The organism is Nonlabens sp., assembly GCF_039941875.1.
Taxonomy (GTDB): domain Bacteria; phylum Bacteroidota; class Bacteroidia; order Flavobacteriales; family Flavobacteriaceae; genus Nonlabens.
Map to the genome: position 1 here is coordinate 113,078 of NZ_JBDVDQ010000023.1, position 25,130 is coordinate 138,207.

Consider the following 25,130-nt stretch of genomic DNA (forward strand, 5'->3'; position numbering starts at 1 on the left):
ATTATAGGATAGAGGTAGGGTTTTTATTATCGTCTATAGCGACAAATGTAAAAGTACCTGTTACTACTTTTTCTCTAGAATAGCTGTACATGTCTTCCATATAAATACTAGTTTCTACCACGCAACTCGTGTTACCTACTTTAGATATTTTTCCTACCAGTTCAATAATACTACCTTGAGGAATAGGTTTTTTAAAGTCTATCTTATCCGTACTAATAGTCACTACCTTTTTTCTAGAAAACCTCGTGGCGCATATAAAAGAAACTTCGTCCATGAGGTGCAATGCAGTACCACCAAAAAGGGTGTCGTAATGATTTGTCGTATTAGGAAAAACGGCTTTAAAAATACTTGTTTCTGATTCTTTAATACGTGTATCGATGTCTTGCATTGAAATAAGTTATTGGAAAGCTTATAAAAGATGTTTTCCGTAGGTTACTTTTACGTTTAAATATGGAAGATGTTTGATGTAGATTCCGCTTTCGCGAAAGCGAAACTAACATCCATCTCTAGATCACAAATATAACGCATCATACATATGGATAGTATAGAAAGTTTACAATGGAGGTATGCAACAAAGAAATTTGATGCTGATAAAAAGTTATCGTCTGCACAGATAGATGTACTCGCACAGGCATTTAACTTAACAGCAACTTCTTATGGGTTGCAACCTTGTAAATTAGTTATCGTGACAGATCAAAAGGTAAAAAACCAAATGGTGGCGCATTCTTATGGTCAACTGCAAGTTAAGGATGCTGGAGCAGTACTGGTTATCTGTACTACAGAGGTAGATGAACCGTTTATCGATTCTTATTTTAAGCTGGTAAAAAAAGTGCGCAATACTGCAGACGAGGTTTTGAATCCGTTTAAGGAGTTTTTAATAGATAGTTTTTCTAATAAAAACACTTCGGAAATTGAGCAATGGGCAAGAAATCAGGCTTATCTTATCTTAGGTAATCTACTTACAGTTTGTGCCCATGAACAGATAGATTCCTGTCCTATGGAAGGGTTTGTGCCAGAGAAAATGGATGAGCTTTTAGATCTTAAAAGTAAAGGATTAAAAAGTGTACTGTTGCTTCCTGTCGGGCATCGCTCTAATGACGATTTTATGGCAAAACTTAAAAAAGTGCGCAAGCCGCAACAAGAAATGATTTCATACGTTTAGAAATTGGCAAGATAATTGTCTGTTACAGAGTATTAATATACCTTTGAATTGAAAATTTGAACAAATGAGACTACTTTTTATTCTTCCGTTTTTACTTTTTTCCATAGCCGTTAGTGCGCAAGACGAGGCGTCTAACGATGTTCAAGTTGCTAGTAACGAGGAAGTAACTTATGATTTACAATGGTTAACTAGTCTGGATGAGGCAAAAAAAGAGGCTAGAAAAACTAAAAAACCTATCTTGGTTTATTTTACAGGTAGCGACTGGTGTACACCATGTGTAAAACTAGAAAAATACTTTTTTCACACCGATAAATTTGTAGAAGAGTCTGCAAAATATCATATCGTGTATTTAGATAACCCTTATCGTGATGATATCATTTCAGAGAATGAGAAAAAGACGAATAAAAAACTATCAGATAAATATAAAGTAAAGTATCCGACGATAATCGCTCTAGATTATAGAGGTTCTGAGCGTAATAGAGTAGAGCGTTTTAGTGGTGATGATCCACGCTATCACTGGCGTTTTATGGATGAGAATAAATCTATTTTTAGATTGTAATAACATATTTACGAATATAAAAAAGAGTGACTTTTAAAGAGTCACTCTTTTTTTGTTTTGCGCTGTTTTGATAGATGGAATAGGAACGCTATGGTAGCGCTTACTGGATCGTATATTCTACTTCAAAAACTTCGGATATTCTAAAATATCCAAATGGGTAACGAGCAGAATCTGTAGTGTTTATTATATTACCTCTAACTATAGCTGGTTGAGTAGCAAATGGACTACCGCTATCGCCAGCCTGTTGTAACAATACTTCATAAAAATTAAAGCATCTCTGGTTTATTCCCTTAATTTTTATGGTTGCAACGGTACCAGGTACAGCATCTTCTACAAAGAAAATAGTGTCAGCATTATTACCGTCTGTAAATTCATCATCACCTATATCTATTTGGTCGTTATCTATATCGTCATATTTAAATAGATAAAAATCACCTAGTCCTGCAGGGTCATCAAAGGATGCTGTTATTTGTAAAAACTCATCGTCAAAACCGTCAAAAGTTTCTTGTTCTACACCTGTAAAAGTAGAGGTGCGAACTAACTGTTCACTACTCGTATAGGTGTTATTTTGGTCAATAATGGTTAGCGTATATGTATTGTTATCCTGTAGGTTTATAGTGTTATTAGTATAAATACCTAGATTACCAGTAGTTGTAAAATTATGTACCGTACCGTTATCTTCAGTAATAAAAACGGTAGCGTCAGTAACGCTAGGGTTTTCTTCTACGTAAAAGCCTGCTGTACGACTTAATTCTACAATAGAACTAGTGGTGCCGTCTTCCAGCAGTTCTAGTCTAGCATCTATAACCAGTCTAGGGTCTGAATTATTAAGATCGAGTTCTACTACATCAGAACAAGATATTAGAAAAATAAAAGCAAGAATATAATAAGGTAACTTTTTCATTTTCTTAAAATTTAAAATTATAAGTAACAGCAGGCACTACGCCAAATATAGAAAGACGTGTAGCCTCGTTTCTATCGGTATCTTCATTTTCGGCAAATGAGATACTTACTGCATTGCGTCTATTATAGGCGTTGTATAAACTGAAAACCCAACTGGATTGCCATCCTTTCTTCTTATTAGGTTGAGGTGTGTAAGTTGCCGAAAAATCCAGTCTATGAATAACAGGCAGTCTGCTACTGTTTCTAGATTCAAATGTGGGAACAAATAAGCCATTAAATTCATACTGTCCGTTAGGATAAGTGACCGGCTGTCCTGTCTGTAAAGTGAAATTTGCGCCTAGATCCCATTTTTTATTCAGATCGTAATTTGCTGTTATGGTAAGGTCGTGTGTTTTATCCCATGCAGCATTATACCATTCTCCATTATTGATACCTGGTTCTACGGCTGTTCTTCCAGGAGTGCGCTGTTCACTTTTAGAAAGTGTGTAGGCTATCCAGCCTTGTAATTTACCTTCGTTTTTTCTAAATAAAAATTCTAGACCATAAGCTCTCGCTTCACCTTCTAACAGTATTTGTTCTACAGCGTCGTTTGCAATAAGGTCTGCACCGTCTATGTAGTCCAGTCTGTTTTTTACTGTTTTATAGAATGCTTCTGTTTCAATAGAATAATCGCCTATGTTTTTAAAAAAACCTACAGCTACTTGATCTCCTTTTTGAGGTTTAATAAAGGTACCACTAGGTGCATATAAGTCAAATGGTGTAGGTGCGTTAGTGTTAGAAATTAAATGTATGTATTGATTAATGCGCTGGTAACTGGCCTTGATACTAGTGTCGTCATCTATGGAGTAGGCAACAGAAAATCTAGGTTCTAGATTAACAAACGATTCTAGTGTCTCACTGCGGCTGCTAGAAAAGGTATCTATAGCATCTTCACTTTCATAGATTTCTAATTCTTCATTATAAGAAAGTGCTTCATTATTCTCATAAATATTGAGACTTTCCTGACCCAGTCTATTAAAACTACTTATTCTTAAACCAGCATTGATGTTGATTTTATCGCTTAGGGTAAACTCACCGTCTGCATAGATACCGTTTTCCCAAGCATATTTTTTAATGAGTTGTCTTTTATTTATACCACTGGTAGAGCTGGTAGGTTTAATTTTTCCTGGGTCAAATTCATAGTAAATGGTATTGAATCCATATTTCATTTTAACTTTATCATTTACAAAATGTGTGAGATCGTACTTTGCATTAAGATTAGAAATACCACTGTCAAAGGTGAATTCTACAAAATCCAACTCTAGCCCATAATTGTAATCGCTGTAAATAAGTGATGCGTTAGAAAACCATTTATCATTAAAAAGATGGTTCCATCTCAGGTTTACAAAACTATTACCGAAGGTGTTGCTGAAAAGATTATCTACATTAAAGACGTCACGTCCGAAATAACTGGACATATATAAACGGTTATTATCGTCTAGATTAAAACTAGCCTTAGCATTTAAATCATAGAAATAAGCGACATTATCTACATCAAATAACGGTAAGAATAAATGGGCATAACTGCTGCGGCCACCTATTAAAAACGATGCTTTTTCTTTAATAATAGGACCTTCTAAAAGTAGCCTACTTGCCACTAGTCCTATACCGCCAGTACCGCTCAGTTCATTTTTATTACCATCACGTTGATAGATGTCCAGCACACTAGAAACTCGACCACCATATCTAGCCGGTATACCACCTTTATACAGTTTAAGATCTTTTATCGCGTCTGGATTAAATACAGAGAAGAAACCAAATAAATGATCGCTTCCGTAAAGAGTAGCCTCATCGAGTAGCACTAGGTTCTGGTCTGCAGCGCCACCTCGTACATTAAAACCACTAGCGCCCTCGCCAGCATTAGTAACACCAGGTAATAGAGTCAGAGATTTAATTAAATCGGTCTCTCCTAGTACGACAGGTATTTTTTTTATGGTCTCTATAGAAAGAGCATTCACACTCATTTGAGGTGATTTTGTGCTTAATTTTTCTACATCGTTAGTTAGTATTATCGCATCGAGTTCCTCTCCTTGTTCCTTGAGCGAAATGTTTAATTTGAGATTTTCTTCTAATAGAATTGTACGTTCTATCGTAGCGTAACCTATACTGGTAAACTGTATGTTATAGATTCCTACAGGCAGCGTGATGGAGTAGTAGCCGTATTCATTTGTTATTGTACCGGTTTGTAAATCTGTGATGATAACATTTACGTTAAGCATGGTCTCTCCAGATACATCTTCAATAATGGTTCCTGAAAGTGTGGCTTTTTGTGAGTACGCTTTCGCGAAAGCGAGAACACTAAAAACACTTAATAATATAAACTTTTTCAATGGCTAGAGGTTACAATTTTTAAAATAACGGAGGCACAATCAATTTGTTACAAATGTAATGTCTATTGTGATTAGTTCGTACGGAAGGTAGTTTTTTTAAAGATCTGTTTAAATTGTTATGCATACATAGTAATACTTTGTTAACTTTGATGAAAACAATTATATGACTACTTCACAACTCACAAATAAACTATCGTTGCCAGTTGTGGCAGCACCTATGTTTTTAATTTCTGGACCAGAATTAGTTATTTCCTGCTGTAAAAATGGTGTCGTAGGTACTTTTCCAGCACTTAATCAGCGTTCTAGTGAAGGTTTTGAAGAATGGTTGATACAGATAAAAGAAGAGTTATCTCAATGGGAGAAGGAAACAGGGAAGACGGCGGCGCCATTTGGTGTTAATCTTATTGTACATGGTAGTAATCCAAGATTAGAAGCAGATCTACGACTGTGTGTAAAACATAAAGTACCGCTTATTATCACCTCATTAGGTGCTGTAAGCGATGTGGTAGATGCTGTACATAGTTATGGAGGAATTGTATTTCATGATGTAATAAAGAAGCGTCATGCTCAAAAAGCTCAAGAAGCTGGTGTGGACGGATTAATATTAGTTTGTGCAGGAGCAGGTGGTCATGCTGGGACTAATAATCCTATGCCTTTTATAAGAGAGACTAAAGAGTTTTTTAAAGGGACTATTTTACTTTCTGGAGCCATGAGTTCTGGTCAGGATGTGGCTAGCGCATTACAAATGGGTGCAGATCTCGCTTACATGGGTACTCGTTTTATAAATACAGATGAGTCTAAGGCGACAGATGATTATCGTGAGATGATTATCGAGGCCGGTTGTAGCGATATAGTTTATACGGCTGCTATTTCTGGAGTTAATGCAAACTTTTTAGGAGCTAGTTTAAATGCAGCTGGTATTACAGAAGAACAAATGAAAGCCAAGGTTAAGATCGATTTTGGTAAAGAAATGAATACCGAGGCCAAAGCGTGGAAGACCATATGGAGCGCAGGACAAGGTAGTGCTACTATTAAAGATTCTGTGCCAGTAACTGATTTGCTCAATAGAATGAAGGCCGAATTTAAAACAGCCATAGAAACACAAATAGAGAATTTAAAGAAATACAGTAAGTAGATTTATAACTTATTGTAAGAAAGGCCTTTTTCATATTTGTGGGAAAGGCTTTTTTTCATTTATATGTTTTCCTTTTATTGGTATGTTCTCTATTACCTTTGTCCCATGAGCAAACTAGTGCAAATTTCTGTTTTACCGCATCACCTTGAAGACGAAGATCATATACTACATAAGGTTTTTGAAAAAATAGACCTGCGGATGGATGACGTTCAAAAATGGAACGTTAGAAAAAGATCTATAGACGCGAGACAAAAGAAGGTAAAGTATAACTTGCAAATAGAATTGTGGCTTACAGGAGAAGAAATTCCTGAAAGAGAAGTCTATGAAATTCAAGATGTATCTGGGGCAAAAGAAGTAGCTATAATAGGTGCTGGACCAGCTGGGTTATATGCCGCTTTAAGAGCTGTAGAAGGTGGCCTTAAACCTATAGTTTATGAAAGAGGTAAAGATGTGCGTTCTAGAAGACGTGATCTTGCAGCTATTAATAAGGATCATACTGTAAACCCAGAATCAAATTACTGTTATGGAGAAGGTGGAGCAGGTACTTATAGTGACGGTAAACTGTATACCAGATCAAAGAAAAGAGGTAACGTACTTAAAGCGCTAGAATGGTTTGTAGATTTTGGTGCGACACCAGATATTTTAGTAGATGCGCATCCACATATAGGGACTAATAAACTACCACAAATTATTACCTCTATGAGAGAGGCAATTCTTGAGGCTGGTGGAGAGGTCCATTTTGAGTCAAAAATGACCGACCTACGTCATGAGAACAATCAAATTAAAGCGATACAAATTAATGATGCAGAGTGGAAGGAATACGATAATGTGATTCTAGCTACTGGACACTCTGCTAGAGATATATTTAATTTACTACATAAAAGAGATGTAAAAATTCTTGCAAAACCATTTGCCATAGGAGTAAGGATAGAACATCAACAAGAGCTTATCGACCAGATTCAATACCATGGAGATGATCAAAATCCTTACTTGCCACCAGCTAGTTATAGCCTAGTAGAGCAAGTAGATGGAATGGGTGTTTATTCTTTCTGTATGTGTCCTGGCGGTATAATTGCTCCCTGTGCTACAGATACAGAAGAGGTAGTTACTAATGGATGGAGCCCTAGTAAACGTAATAATCCATATTCTAACAGTGGGATAGTGGTAAGTGTCTCTCCTGAAGATCTTCCTAATTACGATCCTAATAATCCTAACGATCCATTTGTGTCACTAGATTTTCAAAAACAAGTGGAATACGATTGTTGGGTAGCAGCAGGAAAAACACAACGTGTACCTGCCCAGCGCATGATGGATTTTGTAGAAGGAAAGGTGTCTACAGATTTTCCTAAAACTTCTTATCATCCTGGATTAACTAGTGTAGATTTAAATAAAATCTTGCCAGATATGCTAGCGAGTCGTTTAAAGGTAGCTTTTGTAGCATTCGGTAAAAAGATGAAAGGGTATTATACAAATGATGCTGTATTGCATGCCCCAGAAAGCAGAACCAGTTCACCTATCAATATACCTAGAGATCCTATGAGTCTAGAACATGTTGATGTTAAAGGGTTGTATCCTTGTGCAGAAGGTGCAGGATATGCCGGTGGTATTATTAGTGCTGGGATAGATGGGATTAATTGTATGGATCGTGTCATTGAAAAAGATCGATAACGGTAATATTAAATGTTAATTAATTGCTATTAAGTGCAATAGAAGAGGTTGGTAAAAAAGTTAATGCTAATTTTGTTATCAATAAACCAGCCTATTTATGTCACGAATTTTATATCATAATCTAGATTATGGTGAGCTTTTCATATTTGAGAATTATGTAATAGCTCAAATAAATGAAGGTGTTATTCTTAAGCCTGAGAATAATAACGAAATGCGGGATATTATTTTGAACCATTTTACAGATAAAAAATGGGTGTACATTTCTAATCGCACAATGGAATATACTGTAAATCCTATAACTTACTTAGAAACTTCAAAAATTGATAACCTTATAGGAGTTTGTATTATCACTACTTCCTTAATAGGTAAGAAAACAGCACTTTTTGAAAGTAAATTCTATGCAAAGAGGTTTATGGTAGCTTCTACTGTTTTAGAAGCTATCGGGTGGGCGTCAGAAGTGTTAGATGAATAGGGTTAGATTTATTCTCGCTTTCGCGAAAGCGGAAACCCAATAAACATAATAGATAGCACAAAGTTTATACTACCGTGATACTTCTTATATATTCTTCATTTACCTTTAAATCAAAGGAAAAAGATATGAATATTTTAAAGACAATTCAATGTTGCGCGTTTTTATTAATTGGTGTAGCAACGTCCACAGCGCAAACACGTACAAATCCATCTAATCAACCTACAGAGTTAGGTAAAGTTTCATGGTATAGAGATTATGATCAGGCTCTTAAAAGTTCTAAAGAGTCTGGAAAGCCAGTTTTAATTTTGTTTCAAGAGGTGCCCGGCTGCTCTACTTGCCAAAATTATGGTAAGAATGTATTAAGTAATCCTTTAATGACCGAGGTTATTGAGAACGAATTTATACCGCTTGCTATTTATAATAATAAAGGTGGTAAGGATCGTGAAATTCTAGAAAAGTATACAGAAAGCGCTTGGAATAATCCAGTGGTCAATATAGTAAACGATAAAGGTGATAAAATGGTGAAGCGTGTAGCAGGTAATTATACTGCAAAAGGGCTTTACACAGCTATGGAAGAGGCACTAGTTATTTATAAGAAAGAAGTGCCTGCTTATATGAAATTGTTAGGAGAAGAGCTACATGTGAGTAGTGCTAGTCAGCAAGATCGTTATTATAGTATGTACTGTTTCTGGACCGGAGAGAAAGAACTGGGTTCACAACTAGGCGTGTTGAATACAGAGGCTGGTTTTATGAAAGGACATGAGGTAGTAAAGGTAACTTATGATAATACTGTGACTAGTAATGCGCAGCTAGATCAATTTGCCAGCCGTAGAGATATGAAATTAATAGGTGTTGATAAATCTTACTATGCATCTAGCAAAGATGAAGACTATTACCTCAAGCATAGCGATTATAAATATTTACCGTTAAGTGATTTACAACGTACCAAAATTAATAGCGCATTAGGAATGAATAAAAGTGCGATACAGTTCTTAAGCCCTAAACAGTTTAAAAGATATAAAGGATTAAGAACTACAAAGCACAAAGTTGTCTTGTTTGATAAAGACTTTAAATCTAGCTGGAGTAGTTTGGTTTTTAACTAATGATTAATAGTGTAAAATAGAATGAACGTGAGGGTTTTTTAAAAGATCCTTACCGTTTAAAAAGTCTAGTTCTATTATAAAACTGTAGCCTACTGTTGCAGCACCAGTTTGTTCTACTAAAGATAAAGCTGCTGCTGCAGTACCACCGGTAGCAAGCACATCATCATGGATTAAAACATTATCTTGTGATGATAAGCTGCCTTTTTGTATTTCAAGAGTATCGGTACCGTATTCTAATTGGTATTCTTGAGATATGATTTGGCCTGGTAATTTACCAGGTTTACGCATCATTACAAATTTTGCATTTAGAGCATCGGCCATTAACATTCCAAAAAGAAAACCTCTAGATTCTATGCCTATTACTACATCTATATTTTTATCTTTAAAAGGAGCGATAAGAGATTGAGTCATCGATTCTCTCGCTTCTTTTGAGGCTAGAAGTGGAGAGATATCTTTAAAAACGATTCCTTCTTTAGGAAAGTTAGGTATGTCTTTAATAAATTTAGAGAGAGTTGTATTATTCATGCGATAAATATAAAAAAGGGTTTACGGTATAAGGTTATGAAGTGGTATTTAATTAGAGGTAGGAGAGGTTATTAATACTCTGAAATTTATTTTTTCAAATTTTTTAGAAAAAAGCCTTGTTGTATTTTTAAATTAAACTATATTTGCAGCCGCTAAAGAATCATATGTTTGGAGGCAAAGGTGATAAGTTTAAAACTTATTTTAGATTACTACCTTAAAGTAATTAAAAATGGCCTCGTGGCGCAACTGAATAGCGCACTTGATTACGGCTCAAGAGGTTACAGGTTTGAATCCTGTCGAGGTCACAACAAAAGACTTATCATGTTAAATGATAAGTCTTTTTTTATGTCTTGAATTTTGATTCTAGGAATTATTGTTATGTAATATTTAATGGAATTGAGTGATTATTTTAATGTAAGCCATGCTCTTTCATATAAGTGATCTTATAAAACTTGGAATAAAGTAAAAAAAAGGAGGATTTGGTGTGACTAATCATACCCAATCCTCCTTTTATATTGTTAGCTAGTACAATAAATATACTACTCACTTGCTTATTATCTCCATCCACCACCTAGAGCTTCATATAAATCTACTATAGATGTAAGCTGTAATAGTTTACTGTCGATTACATTAAGTTCTGCTGTTAAGGCACTTTCTCTAGCTGTTAATAAATCTAAATAGGTAGCGTACCCATTTTTGAGTAACTCTTCAGAATTTGTTTCGGCTGTTCTCAATGCCTCAACTTCGTTTTTTCTGAACTCAAATTTTTTGACTTCATTTTCATAACTGTATAAAGCATTTGACACCTCATTACCAGCGGTCAATAGCGTTTTCTTAAAATTGATAAGAGCGCTTTCTTGATTTGCTAGGGCTACTTCTTTCTGAGTTTTAAGTTTACGCTGGTTTAAGAGTGGTTGTGTTAAACCACCTATTATATTGGCAAATAAAGAATTTGTTTTAAATAAATCTTCTAGCTGTAAACTTTGTAAACCTCCAGATGCAGTTAGTGTTAACGATGGGTAGAAACTACTATTAGCTACGTTAGTCAACTCAAAAGATTGAATTAAACTATACTCTGCTGCCATTACATCTGGTCTATTACTCAACAGTGTTGCTGGTACGCCTAACATGGTTTCTTGTTCTAGTTTTTGAAGATCTAGAGAGCTTCTTTCAAATTGTTGAGGTGATCTACCTAACAAAATACTAAGCATGTTTTCAGTTTTGAAAATAGCTGTTTCAATATCCACTTGTAATGCTCTTGCATTATTATATTGTGCAATATCTTGATCTACAGCAACCTGCGTTACCTGTCCAGCATCTTTTAATGCTTTTATAGTTTCTACACCACTTTGTCTCGTTTCAATAGTCTTTTTAGTTATTTCTAACTGAGCATCTAGTGCTAATAAATTATAGTATGTATTGGCAATACTAGATATAAGCTGAGTCTTAACTGCTTGGTGAGCCGCAACACTTTGTAAATAAGATGCTTGTGTGGCTCTTTTGTTACTTCTTATTTTACCCCATATATCTGCTTCCCATGATAGATTTGCAGTAACGTCATAGGTGTCTAGCCCACCAGTAAAAATAGAACCAAACTGACTATTTTCAGAAAACTCCTGTCTCGTGTAATTAGGACCGACATTCAATGTAGGTAAGTATCCTGCTTTACCTTGTTTTGCATAGGCTTGTGCAGCGATCATTTGTTGTATCGCGATACGTACATCCATGTTGTTTTTTAAACCATCTTCAATATATTGTTGAAGGTATGGGTCTTTAAACATGGTTTTCCAAGATAGATTTGCTATGGAAACACTATCGGTAGGTAAGTTTTCAGTTCGGTAAAGAGCTTCTGTCTCTTTAGTGAGTTCAGGTCTTACATAATCTTTGGCAACAAAACAGCTTTGCAGTGTTGCCATAACGATTAATAATAAAAGGCCTTTATTTATACTTCTATGTGATATATTAAATTTCATAGTTCTTAATCTTCAATAGTTTTTATCTGTGGTTGTCCAGAAATTTTTTCCTGTAACCATTGAAATAATATAAATAGGATAGGTATAACAAATACACCAATTAAGGTACCTATAAGCAATCCGCCTACTGCACCAGTCCCTATTGATTTATTTCCTTCTGACCCTACACCAGATGCTAGTACAAGAGGCATCAGTCCTAGTATAAAAGCAAATGATGTCATTAATATAGGACGTAAACGAGATTTAGCTCCATCTATAGCCGCATCCACTATAGATTCCCCATTTCTACGTTTTTGTAAAGCCACCTCCACAATAAGTATGGCATTTTTAGCTAACAAACCAATAAGCATGATCAGTGCTATTTGAAAATAGATATTGTTTTCTAGTCCTAAAACCTTTGTACTTATATACGCTCCGAACACTCCAAAAGGAAGGGATAGCACAACTGCAAATGGTAGTAAGTAACTTTCATATTGTGCACTAAGCAAGAAGTAAACAAATACGATACTTAATATAAATATGAAAATGGTCTGACTACCAGCACTCACTTCTTCACGAGTTAGACCAGAATAGGCAATCGTATAATTACTCGGTAATTTTGCAGCCTCTTCTTCAATCACTCTAATGGCATCACCTGTACTAAAACCATCGTTAGTGGCACCGGTAATACTTGTAGAGTTAAATAAGTTAAAACGAGTTACCGATTGTGGACCGTAAACACGTTTTAAATTTACGAACTGAGTTATAGGTGTCATCTGACCGGAGTCTGTTCTAACATACATACTATTTAATGCACTAGCATCTGCTCTGTCTTCTGGTAATGCTTGAATGTATACTCTGAATTGTTTACCAAATTTTGAAAAGTCTGATGCATAAACACCTCCGATATATCCTTGTAATGTAGAGAATATAGTGGATACCGATACTCCTTTTTCTTTAGCCAATGGTACATTAACTTCCATTTCGTATTGTGGATAGTTAGTGCTGAATGCAGATTGTGCATACTTCACTTCTGGGTGTTGCATTAACGCAGCGGCAAAATCTTTATTTGCTTGATCCAGGTCTTTGAATTCACCTCCAAATTTATCTAATAAATTCACCTCAAAACCAGATGCATTACCAAATCCACGGATACTAGGTGGTGAGAAGAAAATAATATTTGCTTCAGGAATACTTGCTGAAATTCCAAATAATTTTCCAGTAATAGCTTGTGCAGAAAGTGACGGATCTTCTCTATCACTCCAGTTTTCTAATTTAATTATTCCAAAACCATAATTACTTCCAGAACCATTAATGATACTTCTACCTTTAATGAAGTTAACACCTACTATACCTTCTAAACCTTCAATTTTTGAATAGAGTTGTCTCGCTACAGCATCTGTTCTGTCTAATGATGCTCCAGCTGGAAGTTCAATATTGGCAAAGATTATACCTCTGTCTTCATTAGGTACAAAACCAGAAGGTGTAGTATTTGCTGCCCAATAGATTCCTACTACAGCAATGATTAATAATATTCCAGATATGAATTTCTTTTTATATAAGAACTGAATTGATCTTCCATATCTTTCTATAGTAGCATTAAATCCACGGTTAAATAACGCGTAAAAACGTTTTACCGGACCTTTGCTTTTCAGTTCTTCATCTTCATTATGGCCTTTTAATAATAGCGCACAAAGGGCAGGACTAAGAGTTAATGCATTTACAGCAGAAATAAGAATTGCAATAATTAAAGTAACACCAAATTGCTCATAGAATACACCTGTAGGACCAGTTATAAACGTTACTGGAATAAATACAGCAGCCATTACCAATGTGATCGATATAATAGCACCTGAGATTTCATTCATCGCAGTTAGAGTAGCGTTTTTAGGATTCTTTTCACCTTCATCTAGTTTGGCATGAACCGCTTCTACTACAACAATGGCGTCATCTACCACAATACCTATCGCGAGGACTAATGCAAATAGCGTCAGTAAGTTAATTGAATAACCAAAAACATTTAGGAAGAAGAAGGTACCTATTATAGAAACTGGTACGGCAATCGCAGGTATTAAAGTAGATCTAAAGTCTTGTAGGAATAAGAAAACTACTAAGAATACAAGTACAAATGCCTCTAATAATGTATGAATTACTTTTTCAATGGATGCATTTAAAAATAAACTGGTATCATAAGGGACAAAAATATTTAAACCATCTGGAAGATCTTTTTCAATCCCGTCTAATGTTATTTTTATGTTTTCTATAATTTCCTGCGCATTAGAACCTTTAGTTTGAAAAATTCCCATGAAAACTGCAGGGTGGCCTAAACTCATTGCATTTGAAGAATAAGATTGTGCATCTAATTCTATGGTTGCAACATCTTTTAATCTTAAAAACTCACCGTTTCCAAGTGCTTTTATTACAATGTCGCTGTATTGACTTTCGTCTTTAAAACGACCGCTATAGGTTAGAGCATATGAGAATGAGGCTCCATTATTTTCACCTAATGAACCAGCTGCAGCTTCTAAATTCTGTTCAGCTAATACAGCAGAAATATCAGAAGGGATTAAGTTGTAAGACGCTAGCTTTTCTGGGTTTAACCATATACGCATAGCATAATCTTGCTGTGAGAATAAAGATACATCACCAACACCACTAATACGTTGCATAGCAGGAATTACATTAATCTTTAGATAATTCTGAATAAATGTAGCGTCGTAGTTTTCACTGTCAGAATACATTGATATAAACATCAATGCACTCGTTTCTTGTTTTTGAGTAATTACACCTGTTTGAGTAACCTCTTGTGGCAATAAAGGTGTTGCTCTAGCAACACGGTTTTGAACGTTAACCGCAGCAATATCTGCATCTATTTCTTGATCAAAATAAACAGTGATTTCTGCTGTTCCTGTGTTAGATGCTGTAGAGGTGATGTAGGTCATCCCTTCTACACCGTTGATTTGTTCTTCAATCGGAATAATTACACTTTCTAATACGGTTTCGGCATTTGCTCCTGTGTAACTAGCAGTTACTTTAATAGTCGGAGGAGCAATATCTGGGTATTCTTCTATAGGTAATGTGCCGATGCTTATAGCACCTAACAAAACTATGATTATAGAAATAACTGTTGAAAGTACTGGTCTTTCAATAAATGTTTTTAACATGATAAATATGTTTAGTTATAATCTAATTTCTAAATAAGGTTGGTACAGGTTTAGTCGCTTCTTCAAAAGACGTTTCAACCGGAGAAATGGTCATTCCGTTTTTCAATTTACTAGCACCTGAAATAACAATCTTGTCACTTAATTCTAATCCAGATTCAACAACATACAAATTGTCTACACTTCCTTGTATTTTTAATATAGCAGTAGAAACTGTGTTGTCTTCATCTAACTTAAATATTAAAATATCGCCTTGTTGCTCAAAAGTTGCACTTTGTGGGACTACTATTGCATCTTTATATTCTATAGGGAATCTTATCTTACCGCTATTACCGTTGGTCAATATTTCGTTAGGATTGTCAAATGCTGCTCGTATCTGAATTGTACCAGTGTTTTGATTAATCTGACCAGTGCTAGTCTGAATACGTCCTTTTTCAGAATACTCTTTACCATTAGCTAATATTAAGCTAAGGTCTGGAGAGTTTTTAATACGCTCTTCCTTACTCTTGCCTTCAGATCGTTGTAGGTGATCTATGTATTGTGCTTCATTAAAGCTGAAAAAGGCATAAACTTGATCAATTTCACTTACCGTGGTTAATGCATTTACGTCATTAGGACTTATTAAAGCACCTTCTCTAAAATTTATAGAACCTACATATCCATCAATAGGACTTTTAATAGTAGCATATCCAATGTTTGCAGATACCCCACTATAATTAGCTTTGGCTTGAGCGAGATTTGCTTTAGCTGTTTCCAATTGTACAGGACTAATGATGTTTTTCTGTACAAGAGGAATAAGTTTGTCAACTTCTACTTGTGCTACATTGATAAGGGCTTTTGCGGCACTTGCATCCTGACTTAAAGATTGAGTCTCTAGTTTAAAAAGAAGCTGTCCTTTGCGAACTTTTTGACCTTCGTCTACATATACCTTTTCGATATATCCAGTTGTTTTGGCTCTTACATCACTATTTACAATACCTTCTATAGTTGCTGGATAATCCGTGTAGCCGGTCACCGTTTTTAATTCTAAAGAAGTTACCGGCAGGCTAGGAGGCGGAGCTTGTGGTAGAGCTTGTTCTTCTTTATTACCACAGCTTGTCAAAGTGAAAAACACACTAAGTATTAGAATGACATATATATTATTCTTTTTCATGGATATTTATATTTAAATATTGATTTTATTTTCAGTTATTTTTTTTCTTAAAGCTTGAATAGAGGCGCTTGCTTCTTCTATAAAGTTTATATAATCATCATGAAAACTCAAGTCAAACTTTTCATCTTCATTTTCGATTTTATTTATATTTTGTAGTTTTTTATACTCTTTAATTTCCTCATGAATTTCACGCTCCTCACGCCAGTGTTTAACCATCTTATCAATGTGTTGTATAATGGTATCCTTGTTAATCACAAAATATTTTTTGCGATCGCCAGTTTTGGTGAAGTATTTAATTTTATTTAAATCTTGTAAATGATTTAAATGTGTTGAAACTGTGCTTTTGCTAGCGCAAAGTGTAATCACCATATCTTCAAATGTGGTTCCTTTTTTGCCAGTAAGTATAATGTAGGATAAAATTCGTGCTGCAACAGGAGCTAGTTGCTCTCTGCCTTCTAAATGCACGCCTAGTTTTTCAACTAAATCCATTCTTTTTTTACAAACTTGATTTTCCATTTTTTAAAACTTATTTATAAGTTCAATGTTTACGGTGCAAAAGTATTAATTAAGTTCGGAACAAACCGAACCTTTAACGCATAAGGTATTGTTAAAAAAGTTATTTAGTGTGATAACGGACGAATTAGAGTAGGTTGTTTTTGAGTAATATTTTGAAATTAAATAGCTAGTAATTGGATTTTCAGAAATGAAATATGGAGACTATTGTGCTTAACTTGAATCTATAGAATTAAAAAGCTCAACCTATGAAGGTTGAGCTTTTAACAAACTGACAGTTGATTTCTTTTGGATTAATACATTTGATTTAATGCAATTAAATCATTAGAATTAAATTCTCCGTCACTTTGAGCAGAGAAGCAAGCATTCATTAAGCTAGTAGGATCCCATCCATTCACAGTACCACTTATGTAGTTAGCACCATTTGTTCCTGCAGATTCACCACTTTGACCACAAGACTGTCGTGAAAACCAGTCACTGTGACGAAACCCTATAGAGTGACCTATTTCATGAGTGATTACGTGTTCATTTACATTAGTTGAAAAGCTTTCCAGGTTGTAAATTTGAATAGCGTCATGAGGTCTACCACTAGAATCAGGAAAACCTGCAACACCACCCTGATCAGAAGTGTTAAACGAAGTGTCGTAAACATACATGTCAGCATTGTTTAAATTGGTTCCGAAAGTTAATCTGAAATTTAAGGTCACATTGTTAAGTCTATTGTAGTTAGCTACTGCCCATCTAAGACCAGTTTGAGCTTTGCTAGAAAGACCGTATTGGTTGTTTCCAGTATACCCAACTATATCAATAGTTTTATTATTACCTGTTACCAGGTTGTTAGTTCTGAACTGCTTTGTAAAACTGTTAATTTGTTCTAGAGCAAAAAACTGTTCTTCTAATAGCGCTATATCATCTTCTATATAGATTCTTTTTTCGGTAGTTCCATCTGGGTAATGAAAATCTCGTATGTCAATGTCATTTGGATTATAGCCTATTTTTTCAGCGTGTTTTTTAGCTAATTCTAATGTGCTCGTTGTTTGATCAGCTTTAAGTTCTTGATCTTGTTCACATGAAGTTAAGATCATTGCAAAGGATGCTAGTCCGATTAATGAAAGTTTGATTAGTGATTTTTTCATAATAAAAAAATTAAGGGTTTATAAAATTATTTATTTGGTGATTTAAAATTATAGGAAATTTCTTATGAATTTTTAAGATCTGAAGAAAACTTGAAATTGAAATATTTAACGGAATTATTGCCGTATTCCTAATAAGCATAGTAGATTCAAGTGGTTTTTGTGACTTTTAAACATGCTTTTTTTTCGATGAAGTACCTTTTATGAATAAAATTCACGATCGATAAGCATGTTAAAATTTATCTATGGTTAAGTGATTTCAAACTAAAACCCTATCGTTTTAGTAGGGTTTAAAATATTTGAATTGATAATTCCGTCAATAAGCGCTTAATCTATATGACTCAGAGTTTAGATATTGATAAATATGTATGAATTTTAAGTCTTTTCTTAGTTAGAAACATGATCAGGATTTGTGTATTTTGAATAAATGTTAATTTATAGTAAGTGGTAGGTTTGAATTAACTTATAATAAATCGTTTTATTAATAATCATTTGTGCGTTTATTTAATCAAGTAGGCACTTTTAGAATATTTTGATTTTGACAGATAATGTTGAGGGTATGATAATAGAGAAGTTAGTATTTTAAAAATAATAAAAGAACTGCGTTAGGTTCCAATTTGTTTATTTTAAAGAGTAGAGATAGGGTGTTGTAGTTCGAAAATATATAAAATAAAAAAAGGTCTTAGTAAAAACTAAGACCTTTTAGGGTGGAAGACGGGATTCGAACCCGCGACTTCCGGCACCACAAACCAGCGCTCTAACCAACTGAGCTACAACCACCATATCAATGTGAGTTTTTTAAAGTGGAACTCTAGAATTCAACCACTCGCGTTTAGCGGATGCAAATTTAATACAATTCTTAATACTGTGAATGAAATTCTTGTTTTTTTTTTGAAATTTATTTCAAATCAAAAATACTATTTACTGCAGGATGTCTTTCAGATGTAAAGCCTTCTGCATGCTCAGTTCCAATAAGCCTGCCGAAATTTGCGCTGCGATACATTATTGAATCTAAAAAGTTCTTTGAGTTGATAGGTGTTTTAGGGCCATTATCATTAGGATTAAAAAACTGTGTTCCATAAGCTTGAACCGATGCCATTTTTTGATCCATGAATCCAGATATATCTACTACAAAATCTGGTTCTACGTCTAACCATTGAATATAATGATAGACATGTTTAGGTCTCCAGTGTTCTTGTACGACGCCATCTAAAGTGGTTTCTATTCTTTTTAATCCTGATAGAAAACAGCTGACACTGGTTAATTCAGAACCTTTAGCGTGATCAGGATGTCTGTCTTTAATAGCATTACAAAGTATGATTTCTGGACGATACTTTCTTATTATTTTTATGATCTCTAATTGGTGTGCTTCATCATTAGTAAAGAATCCATCTTTAAAAGCTAGATTTTCTCTAACAGATAGTTTGAGAATTTTTGCAGCAGCGGCAGCCTCTTGATCTCTTATTTCAGCGCTACCTCTAGAACCTAATTCACCTCTCGTTAGGTCTAGTACTCCTGTTTTTTTTCCTAAAGACTGTTCTTTAAGTAATACACCAGCACAACTTAATTCTATATCATCTGGATGCGCACCTATGGCGAGTATATCTAATTTCATATTATTTTTTTTTACGGCTCTTTTCCATAGCGCTTTCTAAGTCATCTATAAGAACATCGACTTCTTCAATACCTACAGAAAATCTAAGCAATTTGTCTGAAATGCCTTGTTCGGATCTTTCTTGTGGAGTCAATAAACTATGAGATGTTGTACTAGGAGCAAGAATGGTACTTTCTACACCAGCAAGACTAAGTGCCGGAAATATAATTTGTAAGTTTTCTAAAAACTCAGTTTGATTAATATGATTTTTTAATTCAAAAGACATCATACCACCGAAGGCTCTCATTTGCTTTTTGGCCAAGTGATATTGCGGATGAGATTTTAAACCTGGATAATTAACCGTTTTAATATCTGGATGTTTTTCTAAGAACTTAGCAATTTTCTTAGCGTTTTTAGATTGTGTTTTTACTCTCAATGCAAGAGTTTTTATACTACGTTCTAATAACCATACTGTTTGATCGCTTAAACTGCCACCATAATTTTTTGCAGTATTCCATATTCTATCCATATTTAACTGACTGCAACTAACGGTACCAGCACAAATATCGCTGTGACCACCTAAATATTTGGTTGCGCTATGTATGATGATATCGATTCCAAAATCTGCAGGATTCTGGTTAATTGGTGAGGCAAATGTATTATCAATGACACTGGTTAAAGAGTTCGCTTTCGCGAAAGCGGAAACCAAATCCATGTCTGTGACCTCTAATAAAGGGTTGCTAGGTGTCTCCATATAGATCATTTTAGTATTAGGCTGCTTGCTAGCATCTAAACTCTGTTGATCTACATGTTCTATCATGGTGTACTCAATGCCTAGATTTTTAAATTCGGCTGTGATGAAATGAGCTGTACCACCATAAATAGCGCGTTGAATGATGACATGATCACCTGTTTTAAGAAATGCCAAGAAAACGGCACTAATAGCTGCCATACCGCTACCGAATATCATACCGGCCTCAGTATTTTCTAATGCTGCCATTTTCTTACCTAGCGCTACTTGATTAGGTGTGTTAAAATATCTGGGATATAAATTTGTTCCCTCGCCGCGGTAATCATAAGCAGTTGAGGTATATATAGGAGCAGTTGCACCACCGTAAACGTCATCTTTAAGCTGACCTGCGTGAACACAGAGGTAGTTATGATTGTGTTTTTCTTTCATGTTGCCGAAATTAATAACATAGTTCTTGTTAAATGTAAATTAAAAGTGAAATATATAATCGAAATTTTGCAAAGAAAAGCTGGTATAATATTCCCTAATTTATTGAAGAGTTAATTATCTTCACAGTATGAGCATACTATTTACAAATATCAAAGAATTAGTCCAAGTTAGAAAATCAACTATTGAGCCTTTACGTGGGAAAGAAATGGATGATTTACCATCTATTAAAAATGCCTATTTATGGTTAGAAGATGGTCTGATAAAGGATTATGGTAGCATGGATGATTTTTTACCACATCCTGCTGAGGAAGTTTATGATTGTAAAGATAAAATTATAACGCCTGGATATGTGGATAGTCATACCCATTTAGTTTTTGCAGGTACACGTGAGCGAGAATTTGAGGATAGAATCCATGGTCTTACTTATGAAGAAATAGCTGCTCGAGGTGGCGGAATTTTAAATAGTGCTGCCTCATTAGAAAAAATGACTGAAGATGAGCTTTTTGAACAAGCACGCTTGAGGCTAGATAATGTAGTTGCACAAGGGACCACGGCTATAGAGATTAAGAGTGGTTATGGATTAAGTGTAGAAAGCGAATTAAAAATTTTAAGAGTCATATCACGATTGAAAAAAAGTGGTACAAGTAGTAATCATATTATACCTATTAAAGCTACATTCTTGGGAGCGCACGCTTTTCCATTAAAGTATAAAGAAAATCGCGAAGGATATATCAAACTAATAATCGAAAAGATGCTGCCTAAAATAGCTGAGGAGCAACTGGCAGATTATATAGATGTATTCTGTGAGAAAAATTATTTTACTGTAGATGAAATGCTGCGTATTATAGAAGCAGGTAGTGCTTATGGTCTTAAGTCTAAGGTACATGTGAATCAATTCACATCATTAGGTGCCATAGATGCTGCAGTTAAAGCAGGTGCAGTAAGCGTAGACCATCTAGAGGTTATGGAGTCTACTGATTTTACAGCTTTAAGTGGTGCTAAAACGGTAGCTACAGCTTTACCTAGTTGTTCATTTTTTCTAAGTCTGGATTATGCTCCTGCAAATGAAATGATAGATAAAGGTGTTGCGGTATCGCTTGCCAGTGATTATAACCCTGGTAGTACACCGTCAGGTAATTTGAATTTTGTTTTTTCTCTAGCTTGTATTAAAATGAGAATGACACCACAACGTGCTTTTAATGCGCTGACTGTTAATGCAGCACATGCGTTAGAAGTTCATGATGAGTTGGGTAGTATCACTGTAGGCAAAAGAGCTAATTTAATGATTTTTAAGAATATAGATAGCATAGCTGCTGTTCCATATAACTTTGGTCAAGTAATTATTGATCAGGTGGTTGTTGATGGTGAATTTATTTAAAGTCTATGAAGTCGCATTTTGAGTTTTTTACAAGGGAGAAATTAAATCAATATATTTCTAAACGATTTGATCTTAATGAAAACAGTGTTTCTAATTTAGAAGATAGTTCTAGAACTTATGCTCAAGAAATAGAGTTGAGTGATGGTCTAGAAAATCTAAGTGATTTAAAAGCTACCTATATTCTAATAGGAATACCTGAAGATATAGGAGTGCGAGCAAATCTGGGTAGAGCAGGAGCGAGTGAGGCATGGTCTTCTTTTTTAAATTCCTTTTTAGGTTTACAGAATACATCTTTTAACGCTGTGAGTAGATTTTGCGTTTTAGGAAATGTTATTACCGAAGATCTTATGTCACAGGCTGCAGGTCTAGATTCTTCCATACATAGGGATAGGATTCAATTAAGTCATCTTGTACAGGTGCTGGACCAACGTGTGAGTGAAATTGCCATAAAAATTATAGAAGCAGGTAAAATACCGGTAGTCATGGGTGGTGGACATAATAATTGTTATCCATTATTGAGAGCATGTGGTTATACAGAACCTATAGACTGTATCAACATAGATGCTCATACAGATTTGAGAGCTGCAAAAGGAAGACATAGCGGTAACGGTTTTAGTCATGCGATTAAAGAAGGGTATTTGAAATCTTATTTTATGGTAGGAATTCAAGAGAATTATTTGAGTCAGCCTATGATTGATTTTATAAGTAAGAGTGATGCTGTTAATTACAGTAGGTTTAACGCCCAATATCTAGATGTAAACGGAGAAGTAGAAAAGGCATTAAGGCATATAGACTCTAATTATTTTGCTCTAGAAGTAGATATGGACGCTGTTGCAAATTTTCCATCCAGTGCACAATCACCTGTGGGATATTCTTTTCAGGAAATGCGAAGTTTAATTAACGAAATAATAAAGCAAGCAAATCGATTACCTAGATACATTCATATTTGTGAGGCAGCGCCTAAGTATGGTTATCCAAATCAGGTAGGTAAAGCGCTTGCTACTCTAGTTAATGACCTTCCATAATATGATGAAGTCTACTACGCTTATAGAAGAATGGCAGTTTATGTTTTTGCCAGTTTTTTTAATTGTCTTCTGGTTGCTTTATGTTTTAAAAAACTTGTCTTCTTTTAGAAAAGAGTTTCAAAAAATGGAGAGAAGAGATAGATCTTCAGAATTAGGTGTGTTGCTGCTCAAGGATTTAAAGAAGAAATATATATGGCGTTCTATAATTGCTTTTATAGTCGGTACACTTTTATATATAGCTGTTTACTTTATACTAAAACAATAGATAAGAAGCGCAATTTTTTAAACTGCGCTTCTTAAATAAGTTTAATTTACTTAGCGGTGTAGGTTTCTTTTAGAAACTCTTGGTCAGTAAGTGTATTCATGAAGTTAATAAGATCTGTTTTTTCTTGATCTGTTAAGTTTAATGGGTCTGTCGGTAGCGTTTGGTATTCTTGATCTGTAATACCTATACCATAACCACCGCCTAGATCATAAAATTCTATCACATCTTCTAGAGTTTTGTATGCTCCGTTATGCATGTACGGACCAGTTAATGCTACATTTCTAAGACTAGGCGTTTTAAAGAAGTGTTTTCTATTTTCAGTTTTATATAGATTAAATCTTCCAAGATCTTCATCAATAATGGCATTTTCTGTGACAGACTTTGATGGTACACCTAGATGTTCTAATTCGGTTTCCATAAAATCTGGTGGAACGGTACCATTAAATATAGGGGCAAAATGACAAGTAGCACATTTTGCTTTACCATTAAAGAGGTTAAAACCATTAATCTCTGAATAGGTAAGTGTGTTGACCTCATTTCTAATGTTGCGATCCCATTTTGAATTCCAGTAATTAAGACTGCGTACATAATTTGCAATTGCTGTTCTTACCGTATTTTGATTAATGGTAGTGTTGTAAGCTGTTTTAAAGGCTGTTATATAATCAGAGTCTTCATGGATATACTTTGTAAAGCCTTTTAAATCTGAATGAAATTCTTGTGTATTATTAATAACAGATACTATTTGTCCTTCTAGGCTACCGGCTCTTTTATCATAGAAAAAATCTTGTTGATATGCACTGTATGTGAGACTAGGACTATTGCGAGTAAGACCTTTGGGTATGGCTAGTCCGTCAGAAAAGGCTAGGTCACTTTTATGGCAGGTAGCGCAACTTATTTCTTTAGAAGACGACAAATTATTATCATTAAAAAGGCGTTTTCCTAAAGCTATTTTATCCTCTGTTAACGGTGTTACTTTATGACCTGCAAAATAATCTATAGACAGTGCTTCTTTAGAGAATAAACTACTTGCGTTATTATCGATAGCCATTTGTAAAGGGAAATTAACCTGCCAGTCTTTTGCGGTTTTGTTCCATAAAACCAACATTGGATCTATGTGTAATTTTATGAATTCGTATCGATTGAATTCTTCAAAATTACTAGTTTCTAGAAATTCTTTTGAGTCATGGAATTTTTGTTTCCAAGTATTTTTTAATTGATCGTTTTTAAAGTTATGATCATAGAGGTTTAATATTTGTTCCGCTTTCGCGAAAGCGGTAACAGCATCCATCAAACTATTTTCTAATACAGGTGAGTCAAAACCAGTAACACCTGTAGTGGCAGTGCGTATAAATTGTTTACGTACTAACCATAAAATATGGTAAGGTTTAAAGAATTTTATGTCCGTATTTCTAATGAGAACCTGTAATCTAGACTGTAATTTACCAGCTGTTTTATGTATAAATACAACGTCTGGTGTGTCGCTGAAGATGTTTTCTTCTAGTGTCTGAAAACTGCTAGGATTGCTAATTTTTATATCTGTAAGATCTTCTTCTTCTACTTTAATAATGTTAGGAGCGTTTAAGAAATTATAGTTGTTCAAATCTTGAAACGACAGTATAGGTTCCATCTTTTTGAATTCTACACGTGCTTTTTTATAATAAAATTTTAAACTGTCTACGTTACTAGTAGATCTAAGAGAATCTATATAGCTATCGCAAGAGATAAGGTCATTGATAAATAAATCTTGCAGTTGCAAAGAGGGCTGCAGCTCTACTTGTGTAACGTATTGAGGTGACTCTTGTTTGCAAGATATCATTAATAAGAGAAGACCTGCGGCAAAGCAGGTCTTCTTTATGATGTTTAAATATAATAATGTCATC

Annotated in this window: 21 protein-coding genes and 2 tRNA genes; 10 read left to right on the forward strand and 13 right to left on the reverse strand. The window is 34.6% G+C overall.

Going from position 1 to position 25,130, the window contains the following annotated elements; genetic code table 11:
• Position 1: 1 nt before the first annotated feature.
• The gene (locus tag ABJF08_RS13955; RefSeq protein WP_104516693.1) at positions 2–388 is read right to left on the reverse strand and encodes an acyl-CoA thioesterase; all 387 of its coding nucleotides are present in this window, start codon (positions 386–388) and stop codon (positions 2–4) included.
• Between the two features lie 147 nt (positions 389–535).
• On the opposite strand from ABJF08_RS13955, the gene ABJF08_RS13960 reads away from it, so the two are divergent.
• Both ABJF08_RS13960 and ABJF08_RS13965 read left to right on the forward strand, forming a co-directional pair.
• Positions 536–1,162 (forward strand): NAD(P)H-dependent oxidoreductase, encoded by a 627-nt coding sequence (locus ABJF08_RS13960; protein ID WP_348116874.1) that lies wholly within the window; start codon positions 536–538, stop codon positions 1,160–1,162.
• A gap of 64 nt (positions 1,163–1,226) precedes the next feature.
• Positions 1,227–1,721: a thioredoxin family protein gene (locus tag ABJF08_RS13965; protein ID WP_348116875.1), complete on the forward strand. Its 495-nt coding sequence runs from the start codon at positions 1,227–1,229 to the stop codon at positions 1,719–1,721.
• 100 nt (positions 1,722–1,821) lie between these two features.
• Here ABJF08_RS13965 and ABJF08_RS13970 read toward each other — a convergent pair whose 3' ends face one another.
• Both ABJF08_RS13970 and ABJF08_RS13975 read right to left on the reverse strand, forming a co-directional pair.
• Positions 1,822–2,625, reverse strand: coding sequence for a DUF4249 domain-containing protein (locus ABJF08_RS13970; RefSeq protein WP_348116876.1), 804 nt, complete (start codon positions 2,623–2,625; stop codon positions 1,822–1,824).
• Positions 2,626–2,629: 4 nt separating this feature from the next.
• Entirely contained in the window at positions 2,630–4,993 is a 2,364-nt protein-coding gene (locus ABJF08_RS13975; protein WP_348116877.1) for a TonB-dependent receptor, read from the reverse strand.
• 163 nt (positions 4,994–5,156) lie between these two features.
• On the opposite strand from ABJF08_RS13975, the gene ABJF08_RS13980 reads away from it, so the two are divergent.
• The 4 genes from ABJF08_RS13980 (at position 5,157) to ABJF08_RS13995 (ending at position 9,371) form a co-directional block, all read left to right on the forward strand.
• Positions 5,157–6,128: a nitronate monooxygenase gene (locus tag ABJF08_RS13980; RefSeq protein ID WP_348116878.1), complete on the forward strand. Its 972-nt coding sequence runs from the start codon at positions 5,157–5,159 to the stop codon at positions 6,126–6,128.
• A gap of 105 nt (positions 6,129–6,233) precedes the next feature.
• Complete coding sequence (locus ABJF08_RS13985) at positions 6,234–7,796, forward strand: FAD-dependent protein (RefSeq protein WP_348116879.1); 1,563 nt, start codon at positions 6,234–6,236, stop codon at positions 7,794–7,796.
• Positions 7,797–7,893: 97 nt separating this feature from the next.
• Positions 7,894–8,268: a hypothetical protein gene (locus tag ABJF08_RS13990; protein WP_348116880.1), complete on the forward strand. Its 375-nt coding sequence runs from the start codon at positions 7,894–7,896 to the stop codon at positions 8,266–8,268.
• A gap of 125 nt (positions 8,269–8,393) precedes the next feature.
• Complete coding sequence (locus tag ABJF08_RS13995; protein ID WP_348116881.1) at positions 8,394–9,371, forward strand: VPGUxxT family thioredoxin-like (seleno)protein, type 2; 978 nt, start codon at positions 8,394–8,396, stop codon at positions 9,369–9,371.
• A 3-nt stretch (positions 9,372–9,374) separates the two neighbouring features.
• On the opposite strand, the gene ABJF08_RS14000 is transcribed toward ABJF08_RS13995, so the two are convergent.
• On the reverse strand, positions 9,375–9,896 hold the full coding sequence (locus tag ABJF08_RS14000) for an adenine phosphoribosyltransferase (RefSeq protein ID WP_348116882.1): 522 nt from the start codon (positions 9,894–9,896) through the stop codon (positions 9,375–9,377).
• Between the two features lie 231 nt (positions 9,897–10,127).
• Here ABJF08_RS14000 and ABJF08_RS14005 point away from each other — a divergent pair.
• Positions 10,128–10,201, forward strand: a tRNA-Arg gene (locus ABJF08_RS14005).
• 249 nt (positions 10,202–10,450) lie between these two features.
• On the opposite strand, the gene ABJF08_RS14010 is transcribed toward ABJF08_RS14005, so the two are convergent.
• From ABJF08_RS14010 to ABJF08_RS14045, 8 genes are all read right to left on the reverse strand, one after another.
• Complete coding sequence (locus tag ABJF08_RS14010; protein WP_348116883.1) at positions 10,451–11,869, reverse strand: efflux transporter outer membrane subunit; 1,419 nt, start codon at positions 11,867–11,869, stop codon at positions 10,451–10,453.
• Between the two features lie 5 nt (positions 11,870–11,874).
• Complete coding sequence (locus ABJF08_RS14015) at positions 11,875–15,012, reverse strand: efflux RND transporter permease subunit (RefSeq protein WP_348116884.1); 3,138 nt, start codon at positions 15,010–15,012, stop codon at positions 11,875–11,877.
• Positions 15,013–15,034: 22 nt separating this feature from the next.
• A complete protein-coding gene (locus ABJF08_RS14020) occupies positions 15,035–16,162 on the reverse strand; it encodes an efflux RND transporter periplasmic adaptor subunit (protein WP_348116885.1) in 1,128 nt (375 codons plus the stop codon).
• 12 nt (positions 16,163–16,174) lie between these two features.
• Entirely contained in the window at positions 16,175–16,678 is a 504-nt protein-coding gene (locus ABJF08_RS14025; RefSeq protein WP_348116886.1) for a transcriptional regulator, read from the reverse strand.
• A gap of 290 nt (positions 16,679–16,968) precedes the next feature.
• Positions 16,969–17,811 (reverse strand): M57 family metalloprotease, encoded by an 843-nt coding sequence (locus tag ABJF08_RS14030; RefSeq protein WP_348116887.1) that lies wholly within the window; start codon positions 17,809–17,811, stop codon positions 16,969–16,971.
• Positions 17,812–18,513: 702 nt separating this feature from the next.
• Positions 18,514–18,589, reverse strand: a tRNA-His gene (locus ABJF08_RS14035).
• A gap of 117 nt (positions 18,590–18,706) precedes the next feature.
• A complete protein-coding gene (gene bshB1 / locus ABJF08_RS14040; protein WP_348116888.1) occupies positions 18,707–19,423 on the reverse strand; it encodes a bacillithiol biosynthesis deacetylase BshB1 in 717 nt (238 codons plus the stop codon).
• Between the two features lies 1 nt (position 19,424).
• On the reverse strand, positions 19,425–20,582 hold the full coding sequence (locus tag ABJF08_RS14045; RefSeq protein ID WP_348116889.1) for a PLP-dependent aspartate aminotransferase family protein: 1,158 nt from the start codon (positions 20,580–20,582) through the stop codon (positions 19,425–19,427).
• 127 nt (positions 20,583–20,709) lie between these two features.
• Between ABJF08_RS14045 and hutI the strand changes: the two genes are divergently transcribed.
• Genes hutI through ABJF08_RS14060 form a run of 3 tightly spaced genes read left to right on the forward strand, consistent with a single transcriptional unit; the run spans position 20,710 to position 23,250 of the window.
• The gene (gene hutI, locus ABJF08_RS14050) at positions 20,710–21,960 is read left to right on the forward strand and encodes an imidazolonepropionase (protein WP_348116890.1); all 1,251 of its coding nucleotides are present in this window, start codon (positions 20,710–20,712) and stop codon (positions 21,958–21,960) included.
• Between the two features lie 5 nt (positions 21,961–21,965).
• Positions 21,966–22,985, forward strand: coding sequence for a formimidoylglutamase (locus tag ABJF08_RS14055; protein ID WP_348116891.1), 1,020 nt, complete (start codon positions 21,966–21,968; stop codon positions 22,983–22,985).
• Position 22,986: 1 nt separating this feature from the next.
• Complete coding sequence (locus ABJF08_RS14060; protein ID WP_348116892.1) at positions 22,987–23,250, forward strand: hypothetical protein; 264 nt, start codon at positions 22,987–22,989, stop codon at positions 23,248–23,250.
• A gap of 46 nt (positions 23,251–23,296) precedes the next feature.
• On the opposite strand, the gene ABJF08_RS14065 is transcribed toward ABJF08_RS14060, so the two are convergent.
• Positions 23,297–25,129: a cytochrome c peroxidase gene (locus tag ABJF08_RS14065; RefSeq protein ID WP_348116893.1), complete on the reverse strand. Its 1,833-nt coding sequence runs from the start codon at positions 25,127–25,129 to the stop codon at positions 23,297–23,299.
• Position 25,130: the final 1 nt, after the last annotated feature.

What these genes read in the sequence shown, in the direction of transcription:
- ABJF08_RS14055 (WP_348116891.1), top strand. Translation starts at nt 21,966, where the DNA reads ATGAAGTCGCATTTTGAGTTTTTTACAAGGGAGAAATTAAATCAATAT.
- ABJF08_RS13965 (WP_348116875.1), top strand. Translation starts at nt 1,227, where the DNA reads ATGAGACTACTTTTTATTCTTCCGTTTTTACTTTTTTCCATAGCCGTT.
- ABJF08_RS14060 (WP_348116892.1), top strand. Translation starts at nt 22,987, where the DNA reads ATGATGAAGTCTACTACGCTTATAGAAGAATGGCAGTTTATGTTTTTG.
- ABJF08_RS13960 (WP_348116874.1), top strand. Translation starts at nt 536, where the DNA reads ATGGATAGTATAGAAAGTTTACAATGGAGGTATGCAACAAAGAAATTT.
- ABJF08_RS13955 (WP_104516693.1), bottom strand. Translation starts at nt 388, where the DNA reads ATGCAAGACATCGATACACGTATTAAAGAATCAGAAACAAGTATTTTT.
- ABJF08_RS14045 (WP_348116889.1), bottom strand. Translation starts at nt 20,582, where the DNA reads ATGAAAGAAAAACACAATCATAACTACCTCTGTGTTCACGCAGGTCAG.
- ABJF08_RS13985 (WP_348116879.1), top strand. Translation starts at nt 6,234, where the DNA reads ATGAGCAAACTAGTGCAAATTTCTGTTTTACCGCATCACCTTGAAGAC.
- ABJF08_RS13990 (WP_348116880.1), top strand. Translation starts at nt 7,894, where the DNA reads ATGTCACGAATTTTATATCATAATCTAGATTATGGTGAGCTTTTCATA.
- ABJF08_RS14065 (WP_348116893.1), bottom strand. Translation starts at nt 25,129, where the DNA reads ATGACATTATTATATTTAAACATCATAAAGAAGACCTGCTTTGCCGCA.
- ABJF08_RS14025 (WP_348116886.1), bottom strand. Translation starts at nt 16,678, where the DNA reads ATGGAAAATCAAGTTTGTAAAAAAAGAATGGATTTAGTTGAAAAACTA.
- ABJF08_RS13980 (WP_348116878.1), top strand. Translation starts at nt 5,157, where the DNA reads ATGACTACTTCACAACTCACAAATAAACTATCGTTGCCAGTTGTGGCA.
- ABJF08_RS14030 (WP_348116887.1), bottom strand. Translation starts at nt 17,811, where the DNA reads ATGAAAAAATCACTAATCAAACTTTCATTAATCGGACTAGCATCCTTT.
- ABJF08_RS14020 (WP_348116885.1), bottom strand. Translation starts at nt 16,162, where the DNA reads ATGAAAAAGAATAATATATATGTCATTCTAATACTTAGTGTGTTTTTC.
- ABJF08_RS14015 (WP_348116884.1), bottom strand. Translation starts at nt 15,012, where the DNA reads ATGTTAAAAACATTTATTGAAAGACCAGTACTTTCAACAGTTATTTCT.
- ABJF08_RS13970 (WP_348116876.1), bottom strand. Translation starts at nt 2,625, where the DNA reads ATGAAAAAGTTACCTTATTATATTCTTGCTTTTATTTTTCTAATATCT.
- bshB1 (WP_348116888.1), bottom strand. Translation starts at nt 19,423, where the DNA reads ATGAAATTAGATATACTCGCCATAGGTGCGCATCCAGATGATATAGAA.
- hutI (WP_348116890.1), top strand. Translation starts at nt 20,710, where the DNA reads ATGAGCATACTATTTACAAATATCAAAGAATTAGTCCAAGTTAGAAAA.
- ABJF08_RS13995 (WP_348116881.1), top strand. Translation starts at nt 8,394, where the DNA reads ATGAATATTTTAAAGACAATTCAATGTTGCGCGTTTTTATTAATTGGT.
- ABJF08_RS14010 (WP_348116883.1), bottom strand. Translation starts at nt 11,869, where the DNA reads ATGAAATTTAATATATCACATAGAAGTATAAATAAAGGCCTTTTATTA.
- ABJF08_RS14000 (WP_348116882.1), bottom strand. Translation starts at nt 9,896, where the DNA reads ATGAATAATACAACTCTCTCTAAATTTATTAAAGACATACCTAACTTT.